This window comes from Haloarchaeobius sp. FL176, assembly GCF_024609245.1.
Taxonomy (GTDB): Archaea; Halobacteriota; Halobacteria; order Halobacteriales; family Natrialbaceae; genus Haloarchaeobius.
This window is the reverse complement of the sequence record NZ_JANJYH010000001.1, coordinates 603,256-617,259: the sequence shown is the minus strand read 5'-3', so window position 1 is coordinate 617,259 and position 14,004 is coordinate 603,256. Positions and strand designations below refer to the sequence as shown.

At 56.6% G+C, this 14,004-nt stretch carries 10 protein-coding genes and 1 pseudogene; 8 read left to right on the top strand and 3 right to left on the bottom strand.

Annotated features, from left to right (window positions below):
* Positions 1-466: 466 nt before the first annotated feature.
* The gene (locus NO978_RS03070) at positions 467-1,231 is read right to left on the bottom strand and encodes a hypothetical protein (protein ID WP_369684095.1); all 765 of its coding nucleotides are present in this window, start codon (positions 1,229-1,231) and stop codon (positions 467-469) included.
* A 215-nt stretch (positions 1,232-1,446) separates the two neighbouring features.
* On the opposite strand from NO978_RS03070, the pseudogene NO978_RS19890 reads away from it, so the two are divergent.
* Positions 1,447-1,656 (top strand): annotated as a pseudogene (locus NO978_RS19890) (O-methyltransferase); the annotation flags it as partial.
* Positions 1,657-2,186: 530 nt separating this feature from the next.
* Here the strand turns inward: NO978_RS19890 and NO978_RS03065 are convergent.
* Positions 2,187-2,375, bottom strand: coding sequence for a hypothetical protein (locus NO978_RS03065; RefSeq protein ID WP_257298046.1), 189 nt, complete (start codon positions 2,373-2,375; stop codon positions 2,187-2,189).
* A gap of 667 nt (positions 2,376-3,042) precedes the next feature.
* Between NO978_RS03065 and NO978_RS03060 the strand changes: the two genes are divergently transcribed.
* From NO978_RS03060 to NO978_RS03035, 6 genes are all read left to right on the top strand, one after another.
* Positions 3,043-3,324: a hypothetical protein gene (locus NO978_RS03060; protein ID WP_257298045.1), complete on the top strand. Its 282-nt coding sequence runs from the start codon at positions 3,043-3,045 to the stop codon at positions 3,322-3,324.
* A gap of 658 nt (positions 3,325-3,982) precedes the next feature.
* Positions 3,983-5,500, top strand: coding sequence for a metallophosphoesterase (locus NO978_RS03055; protein WP_257298044.1), 1,518 nt, complete (start codon positions 3,983-3,985; stop codon positions 5,498-5,500).
* A complete protein-coding gene (locus NO978_RS03050; RefSeq protein WP_257298043.1) occupies positions 5,497-8,208 on the top strand; it encodes an SMC family ATPase in 2,712 nt (903 codons plus the stop codon). Before NO978_RS03055 ends, NO978_RS03050 begins: the two co-directional genes overlap by 4 nt.
* A complete protein-coding gene (locus NO978_RS03045) occupies positions 8,208-9,473 on the top strand; it encodes a DNA double-strand break repair nuclease NurA (RefSeq protein WP_257298042.1) in 1,266 nt (421 codons plus the stop codon). The genes NO978_RS03050 and NO978_RS03045 overlap by 1 nt, the downstream gene beginning before the upstream one ends.
* 73 nt (positions 9,474-9,546) lie before the next feature.
* Complete coding sequence (locus NO978_RS03040; RefSeq protein WP_257298041.1) at positions 9,547-10,212, top strand: hypothetical protein; 666 nt, start codon at positions 9,547-9,549, stop codon at positions 10,210-10,212.
* Positions 10,212-11,855 carry an ATP-binding protein gene (locus tag NO978_RS03035; protein ID WP_257298040.1) on the top strand — a complete coding sequence of 548 codons (1,644 nt, stop codon included), beginning with the start codon at positions 10,212-10,214 and terminating at the stop codon, positions 11,853-11,855. Before NO978_RS03040 ends, NO978_RS03035 begins: the two co-directional genes overlap by 1 nt.
* Positions 11,856-11,993: 138 nt before the next feature.
* Here the strand turns inward: NO978_RS03035 and NO978_RS03030 are convergent, their stop codons facing one another.
* Positions 11,994-12,752 carry a hypothetical protein gene (locus NO978_RS03030; protein WP_257298039.1) on the bottom strand — a complete coding sequence of 253 codons (759 nt, stop codon included), beginning with the start codon at positions 12,750-12,752 and terminating at the stop codon, positions 11,994-11,996.
* A 121-nt stretch (positions 12,753-12,873) separates the two neighbouring features.
* On the opposite strand from NO978_RS03030, the gene NO978_RS03025 reads away from it, so the two are divergent.
* Positions 12,874-13,989: a hypothetical protein gene (locus NO978_RS03025; protein WP_257298038.1), complete on the top strand. Its 1,116-nt coding sequence runs from the start codon at positions 12,874-12,876 to the stop codon at positions 13,987-13,989.
* Positions 13,990-14,004 lie beyond the last annotated feature (15 nt).

Below are 14,004 nucleotides of genomic sequence, written 5' to 3'. Positions count from 1 at the left end.
ACGGGATGGGCTCCGCGACGGAGCCCATCCCTGTGGATCATCACGAACCTCCGCTGCCAGCTCATACAGCCCGATTTGTGCGCCTCCTATGAGATGGTGGCGAAATCAGCTCGGGCTAAACACATACCAAGTGTTCTCCGACCAGGGACACACCCCGTTTCAACTGTCCTCCGCACGCGCGGCCCAGTACCGGGATAGGCGCGTACCCGTCGCAGCGGCCGCGAAGCCTCACTCGCCCCGGCGCAATGGGCGGTCAAGCAACGACGTCGGGACACCACCACGCATCCCGACGACCGCCGTCGCTCACCGCACCCACGGTCACTCTCACTGCGACTCGCAGCGGCACGCCCACCACAGCCTGCCACACGAGCAGCCACAGCCCACCGTGAACGATGCCCCACCACGAGCACCGCCACTCTCCCACGACAACCACACCACCAACCAGCACACCCCCAGCCCACCGGCATCACCTCCCACCCCCGACACCGTCACCGCTCGCACCACTCCCTGGGTCGAAGCGCCGACAATACTCCTCGACGAACTGGAGCGCCGCCGACCACGACCGGATCCGCCGCAACTGCGCATCCAACACCCGCCAGCGCCGCCCGCCATCCACATCGAACGGGTGCACCGGTAACCGCGCCCACACGTCCGCGAAGCACCGCGCCGGCCCGTCACCAAGCCGCGCCGCCGGGCGACCGTCCGGCTCGCCAGTCACGCACAACCGAGCCGCCGGCGTCGAAAGCACCGTCCGGTGCGGCGTCACCGGGCCGTCCGGCTCCTCAACCGCCAAGAACAACTCCTCAAACCCGAACCCCGCACGGTAATTATCGAGCAGCGCCGCCGCCAACAGCGTGTGATACTTCAGCGACGTGTACGGGTAGAACACCGACTCGGAGAACAGCGCCGCCACGCCCGACGACAACCACGCCTCATGCATCACCACAGGATCCTCAATCCGAACTAACTCCCGCACAGCCGCGTCTCGCCCATCCGAACCAACGGACCCCGACATCACCACGTCACCAGTCAACAGCGACACGCGACCCGGCGACGCATGTGCATCCAGCGTCTGCTCAGGCTCGCCATGCGGGCGGCTCAGTAGCGCCGCGTCCCGATCCGCACCCAACGGCACCGTCTCATTCACCCGCACCCCAGCAACCCGGTCACGACCCGCCGCATGCGACCGGCCCCACAGTTTGTGAGTGTCATGCCGATACACCGCGAGCATCGGCTCGGCATCCGTCGCAGCCCCGGTGTCACCCGACTCTCGCCCCTCGCCCGCAGTCGCCGCCGACGAATCAGTCATCGCCACCACACCCCTCCTCACCGTCATCACCCGCAGCAGCACCATCAACATCCGATGGGCTCTGCGCAGTCCGAACCCCCGACGCCACCGGAGCTAATTCATCCAACTCCGAGCCACCACCACAACAGTATCAGAAAGCGTCTTTTGATGAGCTAGATGTGGTCCAGATGGGGAATGAACAGTATCATATTAATCCACCAAAACTGACTTTTGCAGAGATGCGGGATATTGAACGGTGGTTGCCTTCGTCTCCAACCAATAGTGATGCTCCTGTTTCTGATGAGGTGAAGGAGAGGTATGCTGATGTGTATCGGTATTTCCCCCGGTTTGTTGAATCCGAGATGTAGTGACTGTATCCAGAATATATTTATAGATGGGTATTTAATTATGTCCTGAAATAACAAAACCCAATAAGCTACAAATATAGAACCAACTGATGACGATCTGATCAGATCAAGGTTGGCTATAATAAAAATATCGAATAGATATATGATTTTATATATTTTGGCTGAACCGGCGCTGGGATTCACTTCCGTGAGGCGGGCGATCTTCAGATGGGTTGGCTACAGTTCCGCTCGGGTTCACGTGAGAGAGAACCTGTTCGGAAATCACTATCTGCTGTAACCCGTGTTTCAAGTGGACTTTTGAAGTGGTACGACGGTGACGGCGAGGAACCGCCAGTAGTACCGGATCAGCAATCGCGTCCATGACTTGTTGACAAGCATCCGTGGTTGGCTCCGAATGAGGAACCGGATGAATGGTTCGTGCCACTGTCAGATTATAATATTAAGGAGTGGACGACGGGGGAACTCAACGGTGATTGGTGCATTCCGGGTCCGCAAGCGGGCGAGATTCGGATGTCGAACTTACGAACAACTCATTCCGTTGGGCGATCGTCACTGACCCGCCAGAGTCCCTGTGGCCAGAACAACTCTTCGTAACCGAGCAACCGATTGACGGTCTTCGGATCGATATCGATGGAGTTGTCGTAGCTCTCCACGGCGTAGACGTCGAGTGCGGGGCCACCGCCCCAGTACTCGTCGCGGACGTGTTCTGTGTGAGCCATCAACCCACGCGCCCGGTTGCAGTCGTAACGGCTTTCCGAGTTACGGTAGACTAGGACCGGATCGTCACGCTCCATCTGTTCGAGATCCTGTCGATAGCGTTCCCAGGAGCCCTGTTCCGGATCAGTCCGGACGCCCCACACGTGGGTGTACTCAGGAAACGAGTCGGGGGCCATCCCAGTCCGACAGGTCGATCGGTTCAGCGAGTGTTCTCTGAAACGATGGTTCGTCTACAGGCACGAGCCACAAGTTCGTATCCTCCTCGTGACTTCCTAGTAACTAAATCGGTGAAGAAAACGTGAGGGCAGCATCGTTTTGAAATTCGGAACGTGCCACATTGCACGAATCCGTTCAGTCGAACAACTGTCTCAGCTAAAGAGACCCGTCACCTGACTACCCTCGTATGCGGTCAGTACAGTGATTCCGTAATTTCCATTGTTGGCCACGCTGCTCTTGGGAGGTTCCCCCGCAAATACGGATGCTGTAACAGTAATTCAATAATCCCGCAGTTTCAGGCGCTATAACGGGAGTATTCGGTATTCTACTTGTCGTCTCTTCTATTGTTGGGACTGGTTGGGCCCATCTGTTCGCGTTCTATCTGGCGTCTGGATCGGCTGTGAGCCAGAGTTTTAAAAGTGGGTGGATTCTCAACCTGTTCGGGTCGAACCCATGCAACAGACAAACGCAAGCGTCCGAGTACAGAAACTCGACGAAGCAAAAGAGATCATCGCAGAGTTAGAAGAACAGAAAGGAATGGAGTTAGGCGGGCCGCGAGGTGCGTTGTTCCGTGCTGGTGGCACTGTGGATTCCATGCAGGCTTACAGAGGGCATATGGAGGAGGCGATGGGGCAAACAGCGGGGCTCGCTATCGAAGGCGGGTACGACGATGTGGCGTCGAAAGCTGCTCAGCTCATCGCAGATCTCCAAGAGAGCCAGTCAAGCGACGACTAAGCGGTCAATCCTACTAATCTTCGTTCTTGCGGGACTCTGACTGGTGAATTGGAGTCCCGAAAAGATGATCCTATACAGCAAAGAGGCGCTTTGCTTGCGAAAATATCTCTGTTAGATGTTGCAGTGGACGCGGAGATCCTTGTCGTTCGGGTTGTACCCTGGTCGATTTCCTTGGAACGTTTCGTCGGTGAGGCTTAGATCTCCTATCTTTGCGACGGTGAAGAGTCGCCAGAACGGGATACTGCGTGAGTTGCTGCCACCTGCGATTTGGTAGGCTCTCAAGGATTCTTTGCCGCGTTTACTGGTGCCGTGACAGTACGGTTCGACTTTTCGGTAATGCCCGTCGTAGTGGAATTCGATTATGCGGCTTTCCTGAATTGCTTGGCAGATCTTGGAGGTCATACGTCTGTGTGGCTATTACAGCAACGATCCGTATGAACATTCGCCATCCAAAGTGAAAGTAAATGTTCCAGACACTCCGATGTGTTGGACTCTGCATAGTCAGATGGCTAGCAGATTTGTATGTCCCCTACTGCTTCACTTCCACTATGGTTGACTGATGTTTATTAGCCGTCGGGTTACACGTAGTCACATACTTTCAGGCCCGTGATTTGGTAGCACGCTCGGCTGAATAAGTACCCTCCACGACTCACTAATAATGCTATCGCTCTCACACATCGCTGATACGCACCTTGGCCATCGACAGTACGGATTGAAACAACGCGAGGATGACATGGTCTCGACCACGCGTGCTGCGTTCCAAGAGATGATCGAGGAACGCGGGGCGGACGCGATTCTGTTACCGGGTGACCTGTTCCATTCGCGGGATTTGCGGCCGAAGATCCTGCATCAGATCGAACAGGAACTCGAACGGATCCCTGATGAGGTGCCGGTGGTAGTCTCGCGTGGCAACCATGACGAGAACCTGACGCCGCGTGACGTGACGTGGCTGAATTACCTGCATCAGCGTGGACACATCGTGTTCTTGCAAGCCAACCTGAATGCGGACGCAGAGACAGCGTGGTTCAACCCGTACGATCCGGACGAACCAGGGCAGTCAGCCGGCTTCTACGATATCGATGTTGATGGGCTGGATGGGCCGGTGCGCGTGTTCGGTCTGCAGTGGCGCGGCGCGAAGACCGAGCAGGCGCTCCAGCAAGTGGCGAATGGGATTCAGGAGACGAATGAGATGCATGGTGAGCCGGCATGGACCGTGTTACTGGCGCATTTCGGGATGGAAGACGAGGTGCCGACGCTCGGTGGGACAGTAACTCATGGCGAGCTGCGAGACGTGAAAGACGTCGTGGATTACCTGGCACTCGGGCACATTCACAAGCGGTACGAGTCGGGTGGGTGGATCTACAATCCCGGGTCGCCGGAAGCCCATAATACGCGGGAAGGGCGGACTGAGTGGGAGCACGGCTACTACTCAGTCACACTCAACGCTGGAGAATCCGAGGCTGGTGCTGACGCGGTTGGGTGCGACGTGACGCATCACCCGACGAAGCGACGGCCATACTACCGGATTAAATTCGACGTGACCGCGCATGAGTCACCTGGCGACCTCGAAACCGCGTTTCAGGAGCACGTTCAGGATGAGCAGGCCGCGATGACAGAATACTGCAGTCAGGACACGTTCACGGCACAGGGTGAGCCGCGAGACCCGATAATCGACCTTCGGTTCACGGGCACGTTGCAGTTCAGCCGTGGAGATTTCCGGACGGATGAGCTTGCGGAGTGGGTGGAAAACGCGTGCGACGCATTGTACGTCCAGGTGAATACAGGGATTCGGACGGCGAACGTGCAGCAACTCCTCTCGGAGATCGACGAGGACGAAGTGTTCAAGGATGGGCAGTTGAACACGGCTGCGTTAGAGAACCGCGTTTTCGAGACGATTGCGAAGGAATCGATCTACGATGACCACGCAGCTGATGTCGCTGACGTGTTAGGGAACGCTCATCAGATGGCCCAAGCTGGCGAAGCCGTTGAGGACATTCGTGACTCGGTGAGTTCGGCGCGTCAGGAGTTGTTCCCAGAACTGTCAGACGACGTCGTGATAGACATTGAAGAAGATCCGTTCGCCGATGCAGACACAGGCGAGGAAGCGTCTGGTGACACGACAGGCGGCGACGAAGCAGACGGAGAGACGGAGGCAGGGGAGGTGGTGGAGCAATGAGAATCACGGAAGTTGCGTTGGAAGACATCAAGTCGTATGAGGATCGGACTGTTGTGCCGATTGAAGGCGGTGTGACGGCGATTCTCGGTGAGAACGGTGCAGGAAAATCGACGGTTCAGGAGGCGATCGGATTCGCGTTGTTCGATTCGCTCCCGTTCAACAACAAGGAGTTCGTGCGGGAAGGCGCGAGTTCAGGAACGGTCGAAGTCACATTCGAGCAGGACACGCAGAACGGGACGGACCGGTACAAAGTTGTTCGGTCGGTCGGCCGGTCGAAGTACGGTGTACACCGGTATGATTCCGATGCTGACGAGTGGATCGATCAGGACATCGATTCTAAGACACAGTTGGTGGACTGGTTGTGTGCGCGCTTTGATGTTGAAGATGGAGACGAGCTTAGCAGTCTCTGGAGTTCCAGTATCGGGGTCCCCCAAACGCGATTCCTATCGGACTTCTCGCAAACGCCTCGAAACCGCAAGGCAACGTTCGATGCGCTCCTGAATCTGGACGCGTACGAGGAGTCGTGGGAGGCACTCAAGGACGTGCCGGACGCCATCGAGAGTCGGAAGCAGGATCTTCGGAGGGATATCGATACGCTCACTGGCGAGGTACAGGGTCTGCCGGACGAGCGAGCGGAAGCGGAGTCGTTGACCGACGACGTTGAGGAAATTGAAGCCGGAATCGAACGGAAAACCGGCGAGCTGTCGGAGAAAGAAGAAGAGTACGAAGAGTTGGAAGCTGTTGAAGAGGAAATCGACCGCCTTGAGCAGGAGATTGATTCGCTGGAAGGGGACATCGACTCGACTAAAGACAATTTGGGGACGGCGAAGGAGGAACTTGCGGCTGCTGAAGAGGCACAGGAGAAGTGCGAGGCGAACCGCGAGGGGTACCGTCTGTACAAGGAAACACGCGAGCGGCAGGACGAGTTAGAGGAGAGGAAGGTCGAACGGGACGCACTCGTTGAGGATCGAGACGAACAGGAAGACACGATTCAGGCGATCGAATTCGAGGTCGAACAACTGGAAGGGGACTTGGAAGAACTGGAGGCTTCTCGGGAGACGTTGGAGGCGCGTGAAGAAGAGAAAGAGCGGTTTGAGGAACTTGATGACCGTATTGAATCGCTGAAAGACAGCAAGGATGACGTCGATGCGTTAGAGGAAGAAATCGAGCAGTTGGCCGAGGAGATCGAATCGAAGGAGAGCGAAATCGAGGCCAAAGAGGAGACAATTGCGGAGATAGAGGACGAGTGGGAAGCGACGACGGATCCGGAAGCGCTCTCCGAGGAGATCAATAACCGGGAGGCGAGCCGGAAGCAACTTGAGAGCGAGCGTGAGCGGCTTGAAGAGCAGTTGGATCGCTTGCGTGACACGGATGTTGATGCGCCGTGCCCGACGTGTGACCGTCCGTTAGACGAGGATCACCGGTCGAAGACGATTGAGCAGCGTGAAGCCCGCATCGAGGAAATCGAAGCGGAACGTGAGGAACTCGCCAAGGAGCTTGATGCCCTGCGTGAGCGGCGTGACACTGCGAGAGAGGTCAAGCAGCGTGTTGATAAGCTCCCTGTGCATCGGGAGAAAATCGAGTCGTTGGAAGGTGACATCGAAGATCTGCGCGCCGAGAAGGAAGAGACAGAGGCGGAGTTAGCGGACTTTGAAGACGAATTGGCGGATCTCCCTGATCTCGAAGCCGAGCGAGATGACTTGGAGGAGGCGTACGACGAGTATCAGACTGCTGAATTCCGAGTGAAGGAGCATGCTGATGTCCCTGATGAGTTGGAGGCGAAACGGGCGGAATTAGAGGAGGAACAGTCGGAGCTGGCGGAGATCGAGGGCGAGTTAGAGCAGTTCGAGGGCTTGGATGAGGAGTTGGAGGAGGTCAAGGAAACGCTGGAGGAAACGGAGTCGGCACATCAGACGTATATCAAGCACGAGCAGCAAGCATCGCAGGTGGAGGAGCGACTGGAGAGAGTCGAAGACCTGGAGAGTGAGCTTGCAGACCTCGAATCGGATCATGAAGAGACGGAGGTGGAGCTGGAGGAGACGAAAGCGTCGTTCGATGAAGAACGATTCGAGGCGTTGGACTCAGATATTGAGGAACTCCGGGAGGAACTGGCAGGTGATCGGCGGTCACTAGAGCATAAGGAAGAGAACCTGGAGGAGGTTCGTGAAACGATCGAGGAGTTAGAGGAGAAGCTAGAGGAGCGGCAGGAGAAGCTCCAGCAGGTGAAGGAACTGAAAGCGGACCAGCAGTTCGCTGACTGGGTGCGGGAGAACGTCCGCGAGGCCGGACCGAAAATGCGGGAGATCATTACTGACCGAATTGGATCCCGGGCGAATGAGTTGTTCCGGTCGATTCGTGGCGCGTCGGCTGAGACGCTGGAGTGGACGAGCGACTACGAGATCGTTGTGCACGATGCGGATGTCCGAAAGTCGTTTTCGACGCTGAGTGGCGGGGAGAAGATGGCAGCTGCACTTGCGGTGCGACTGGCGATCCTCGAACAGTTAGCGTCCGTGGGGATCGCGTTCTTAGACGAACCGACAGCGAACCTCGACCGGCAAAAGAAACGGAATCTGGTCACCCAGCTCAAACAGCTGGATAGCTTCGAGCAACTCACGGTGATTAGTCACGATCAGACGTTCGATTCGATGACTGACTACACGATCACCATCGAGAAAGACCGGCAGACATCGGAGGTGTCGGTCAATTAATGCCGATCGATAAACGCGGTGTCGCGTCTGAATTGGAGGCGAACGTTGGCACGATTAAGACGTATCTCGAAGACGATACGGGAATCGTAGAACGGTATCAAGACGCGTTTCAGCGGTTGCCCGACGAGTGGACTAGTGGTGAGATTCGAGCGTCGCTCCAAGACACATCGTACCCAGGGGCGTATCCAACGGACGAATTTGATGACGCGGATAGTCTCATCGTCCCGTACCCGGAGAGTGACGGGTGGGAGAATCACGAGGAGGTGAACCAGTGGGCGCGCGATATTATTCGTGACGTGCCGGTGATGGCTGTCGATGGGTCACAACTCCCGCCGACAACGCAATTCAACGTTCCGCTCGCGTACGTCCAAGCGGCATGGGCAGTCAACCATCATCACACAGAGGGGAGGCTTGATCGCGGTGTTGAGGGGCGACTCCTGACACCTGACGAGGTCACACAGGAATCAGAGGATGGGGACTACCGGTTTGTGGATTCCCAACTCGTGGGCCATCACCGGTTCGAACACGAAGGACAGCTACTTATCGACCAACTCTCGGAGTTAGCTGACGCGCGTGATGCAGGTGAAATCGACAACACGCCGGTCGTGTTCTACGACGGGCCGTTGATCGCATCGTTTGCGAACCCATTGAAGCCGGAAACCCGAGAGCGATACATCTCCACGCTGAGTCGAGTTATTGCAGCGAGTCAGCACCACGAAATCCCTCTGGTCGGGTACGTTGCAGGGTCGAGCGCGACTGAACTCGTGAAGATGATGCGACTCCTGTTACGCGACGAGTTCGGGACAGATCGCGTCATCCCAGATGCGCACGTCCTGACAGAGTTAATGAGTCCGTGGGGTGACACCACAATCCCGTTCATCTCGAAACGAGATGGGAGCATCGACGCGTTGCAGACAACGTACAACGGTCAAGCGTACGAATTCCGTGATGACATCTTGTTCTCGTACCTGAACGTGCCGCCGGGCGCTGGACTCGACCGAATCGAATTCCCTGGATGGCTGTGCCGCAGTAACGGCCCCGACGGGTACGAGTCAATGTACGAGTATACCGTTGACATTGTCCGGGCAGAAGCAGGCATCGGACGTGGTTATCCCGAAATCCTCCAACAGGCTGATAGCGACGCTGTGTTAGACCATCAGGACCGGAAACAGTTCCAGCGCGTCGTTCAACGCTGGGCTGAATCGAACGACGTGCCGCTGGAATGGGACGCCAAAGCACTAAGCAAGGAACTTCGCCGACGATGATTCACCACCACACCCCACACGTACCAGCAGGATGCATCGCGCGACAACCAGACGACAGTACGGAGACGGAACTATGACAGACACACCACCTGACGGAGACAGTCCGGATCTCGATTCGTGCGTTCGGATTGGTAGCATCGTGTCCTCGAACAGCCACTTGGATTACGTCGTCGAGGTCTACAAGGAACGAGACTGTGATCGCCCACCGGAACTTCACGAGCGCGAGTTCGGGCAACCAGTCTTCATCAAGAAAACAGTCAACGGAACCGAGCACGCAGTCATTGGAGTGATTTACGACACGCAGTTAGTCGATCCTGATCAAGGGCGAACCGGGCCGCGATTAGCGCAGGACGACCAGGCCCAATTCACGCCGGGGTACATCGAAGAGCGCACCACGCTCGCTGGCGTGGCGCTTCTCGGTACTGCAGAAATCGCCGAAGACGGGACAATACAAGAGCCAACGCATCAAATGCCGCGGTGGACGTTAGAAGTTGAGGATACCGTCTTCCACTGTCCGGATCAGGTCACGGTTTCCTTCCATACCGTCGATGAGCAGATTCAGCTGGCGTACATGGATCGGCTCTTGGATATTGCTGGTGACCTCGGGTCGGAGGTCATCGTCGCACTAATCGACCGGTTGCGAGGGGTGTTACCGGAAGACGATCCGAACCACCGAGTACTAGATGTGGTTGAACAGAACGTACAGTGGCAAGCGCGTGAGCAGCGAGGGGTGGTCTAATGGCTGACCGATCAAACGTGGTCGGAACCGTCGCTGGACCGGGTGACGATCCGAATGAATTCGTGTTCGTGACTCCATCAGACAAGTCGATCAAGACCGGCGAGTTCATCACTTACACTATCTCGGTTGAAGGTGAGCCACGCTCGGTGTTCGCTCGCGTGACGAATCGGGAACTGATTCGGGGGCTTCCTGAAGGGTTCCTTGCGGATCCGGAAGTCGGGCCGGAGACGGTTGCGGCGACACTCGGTGTGCCGACTGATGATACCGAGTTGTATCGGTTGACAGCAACGGTCATCGGGTACTACGACACGAATATGACGACGTTCGCTAATCCTCGCCAGTTGCCTGACCCGGGGACACCACTGTCGATCGCACCGCATCAACAACTCGAAACCGTGTTGCCGAACCTCGGCTGTGAAACTGACAGCACAGATGTCACAACACTTGACGGAGTCGCGCACGTCGGCTGGCTGTTGAATCGACCGGCAGAGGCGACAAACCTACACATTCCGATCGAAGAATTCGCTTCGACACACCTAGCGATCCTCGCATCAACCGGGAGCGGGAAATCCTACACAGCGTCGGTCCTGATCGAGGAGATGATGCGTCCGAGCTCGCGCGCATCACTGCTCGTGTTTGACCCGCACGGTGAGTACGATACCTTGGCAGAAATGCAGGGTGAAGAGGCATTTCAGGGCGAGGATGGGTATGAACCAGAAATCGAGTACTACGATCCGGAACGGCTCCGCGTTCGCATCTCTGAACTGGAAATCGGCGATGTCATGGCAATCTTGGATAATCCGAGCAACCGGATGCAAGAGCGGCTTTCGACGGCATGGCAGGCCATGCAACGCCAGGAAAGTCGAACATGGGGGATTGATGAACTGATCGGTGAAATGGAGCGGATTTACGGCGATGATGACGCGAGCGTCGGCGCATTAGAGTGGCGGCTCCGCCGGTCGATTGAGCGAAATGATCTCTTCCACCCTGAAGAGAACGTGCCGCTGGACGAGATCGTGGACCCAGGGCAGTGCACCGTCCTTCAGATGGATACGTTGGACCGGCGGGATCAGCAACTTATCACGACCGTTCTTCTCCGGCGGATGTATCGAGAGCGACTTGATGACGTGCGAGACCGGGATTCGGATATCGAGCATCCAATTTTCGCCTTGTTCGAAGAAGGACACCGGTTCGCTCCAGCCTCCGGTGAATCCCCATCGCTAGGGATCATGCGAACGATCACGTCCGAGGGCCGTAAGTTCGGATTCGGACTCGGGATTATCAGTCAACGCCCGTCGAAAATCGACCAAGACGTTCTGTCGCAGTGCGGGACGCAGATTTCGATGCAGATCAAGAATCCGAATGACCAGGACGCGATCAAAAACTCCGTGGAGGCCGCTGGCGAAGACGTGCTTCGAGAGTTGCCCGGGTTAACCCCAGGGCAAGCGGTCGTGTCTGGTGACGCGATGAACACGCCAGCACTAATCCAAGTACGGCAGCGACGTACGCCGCACGGTGCTGGAAGCCGGCCAGTCATTGAGGAATGGCGCGAAGCGTACGATGAACGGCAACGTGAACCGACACAGTCCGAATCGGCTGACTTCGGGGAGGGAGACTCAACCGGCGTTCAGAGCCTCGATTAAAAGATATCGCTGTGAACAGGTTCACTCTTCTGGGAGGGAAGCGACTCAGGACAAAGTAACTTCCTGCCGGGGGGAACCGAGATTCTATTGATGTAAGAGACGGCCCGTTCCGATACCTTGACCATCAGTGACTCAATATTACGGAATTTCATCTACGATATCGCGTAAGTCCTCTGGACGGGACCAGGCGAAGCATCGGTCGTGGAGTTCGAAGAGACGGAATTCGTTGAGGTGAACCCAGCTGTACGAGACCGGTGCGTGTTCGCTATCCTCTCGATCCGCTAATCGGTCGGTGACGTCGGATGTTGTGAGGCTGATGTTGTTCTTGTTGGCTGCGGCGATGAGCGAGTCCAGTTCTTCTTCGGTGGTAGCTTCGTCGAGGTCGTCGTTGAAGTGGATGGTCGCGGCAGCGGCGATGACGTCTGCTTCCGTGTTGAGGTTCTGTTCGGTCATCCACGCGTAGTCCCGCGGCAGCACGTATGATTTGTCGAAGTATGGTGTCGTGCTGATTTTCCCGAGTTCGGTGACTTCGCCCCCGGAATCCTGTTCATACACAGCGACGATGGTATCGGCATGCGCGGCGAGGAGAGTGAATCGGATACGGAACATTGGGAGCCGGTCGATATCCAATTCTGGGAGATCGCCCATCAGGAACGGGTATGTACTGAGTCGCTTGTCCAGTTCGTTCTGGACGATCCGGAGCCGTCGAATGTATGGGTCGCGGTAGCTGCCGAGGATGAAATACGAGTCTTCAGGCGTGTGGAGGTGTGGAAGTTCTTGGTTGGCGAACCCCAGTATTTCCGATGTTTCGTGCGGTTCTAATTCGAGACCCTGGAGCGCATCGTTTACGCTCTCCATGATTTCGGCTGCATTCGGAGGCGGGCCGGGGTCAGCCATACTGTGTGCTCCTTGGGGAATGAATAAATAGGTTGCTAACCAGTATGGCTAATACGCTGTTTAACCACATCAGTTGACCCAAAGTATTATTCGCGTCGCTAGGGTACTCTCAAGTGAGACCATGAGTGATGCGCCTGCCGCGGAGGGTGGCGGCCCGTTTGAAGAACAGCGGCAGATCTACGACCTTCTCTCCCAGGAGACGCGACACTTGATTCTGCAGTTCATCCTTGGCCACCCAGAGCATCTCCCCTCACTCGATGAGTTGGCGTATATGATGACGAAGAACAAGGCCGCAATCCGGGATCAGCTGGAGGTGCTCAGTGACAACGAGATCATCGACTGTTATCGGTACCCGCCGAATGAGGACGTGCGCGATCTTCCCAGTCAGTTCTACGGCCTGACTGAACATGGTGTGGAGATTCTCTACGAGTACAATTATCTCCGTGGGCTCCCCGTCGCGCGTGCCCTCTACGATAACACGCGTCTGTCGGAGAAAGCCCAGCGACACCGTGATGCGCCGCGTCCAGAACTTCCAGACCAAGTCAGAGACGCGCTCACAATTGACGAGGCAGAAGACGTCGATTTCGACCGTTTAGAGCGGTATCTTCGGGAACGAAAAGGGAACACGCACAGCGTTGCCGACCAGGTAACTGTCGCAAAGGCGTTCTACAACGCGGGGATCGGTCCCGAAAAAGAGGGGATCAAGCGAACGGAACTGCTTGACTCGCTTGATATCGACATTGAGTACCAGCCGCGAACAGTGTTGAATCATCTTGTCGATGCTGGAGTGCTTGACCAGACCGCGCCCCCTGGACCGGATGTCTTTGCGATTAGCGAGCGGCTTGACGATATCGTGAATGGGCAAGTGACTGAGGAAGCGGAAGCGAATCTGGACGCGCTGATCGCGCATATCGACGACGAACTCCAGGTTACGGCGCTGTCTGAAGACGCTGCAGAGCGGGACGGTCCGCAGGCCCGTGCCTCAGCACCGTCTGTCGCCGTCGCTGATGGTGCTGGGCGGACAATCCGGAGTATCCTCGCAGCGGAGTTCGGTATCGAGCCAGAGCAGGTCATCGACTTTCTCCGCTCCGGTGACCCAGTGGACCGACTCAATACGGCTGTCGAAGCGATTGAGTCCTCTGAAGAGGTCACGAAATCGGAAGACTACGGGCAGATCGTGTTTGTCAGCCCAGCGTATCGCTATCGATTGACCGAACAGGCGATGGAGTTCGTGTAGTCTCCCACGAAAGTC

Coding starts and splice junctions, on each gene's coding strand:
- NO978_RS03045 (WP_257298042.1), top strand. CDS start 8,208: ATGCCGATCGATAAACGCGGTGTCGCGTCTGAATTGGAGGCGAACGTT.
- NO978_RS03060 (WP_257298045.1), top strand. CDS start 3,043: ATGCAACAGACAAACGCAAGCGTCCGAGTACAGAAACTCGACGAAGCA.
- NO978_RS03025 (WP_257298038.1), top strand. CDS start 12,874: ATGAGTGATGCGCCTGCCGCGGAGGGTGGCGGCCCGTTTGAAGAACAG.
- NO978_RS03065 (WP_257298046.1), bottom strand. CDS start 2,375: ATGGCTCACACAGAACACGTCCGCGACGAGTACTGGGGCGGTGGCCCC.
- NO978_RS03055 (WP_257298044.1), top strand. CDS start 3,983: ATGCTATCGCTCTCACACATCGCTGATACGCACCTTGGCCATCGACAG.
- NO978_RS03070 (WP_369684095.1), bottom strand. CDS start 1,231: ATGCTCGCGGTGTATCGGCATGACACTCACAAACTGTGGGGCCGGTCG.
- NO978_RS03050 (WP_257298043.1), top strand. CDS start 5,497: ATGAGAATCACGGAAGTTGCGTTGGAAGACATCAAGTCGTATGAGGAT.
- NO978_RS03030 (WP_257298039.1), bottom strand. CDS start 12,752: ATGGCTGACCCCGGCCCGCCTCCGAATGCAGCCGAAATCATGGAGAGC.
- NO978_RS03040 (WP_257298041.1), top strand. CDS start 9,547: ATGACAGACACACCACCTGACGGAGACAGTCCGGATCTCGATTCGTGC.
- NO978_RS03035 (WP_257298040.1), top strand. CDS start 10,212: ATGGCTGACCGATCAAACGTGGTCGGAACCGTCGCTGGACCGGGTGAC.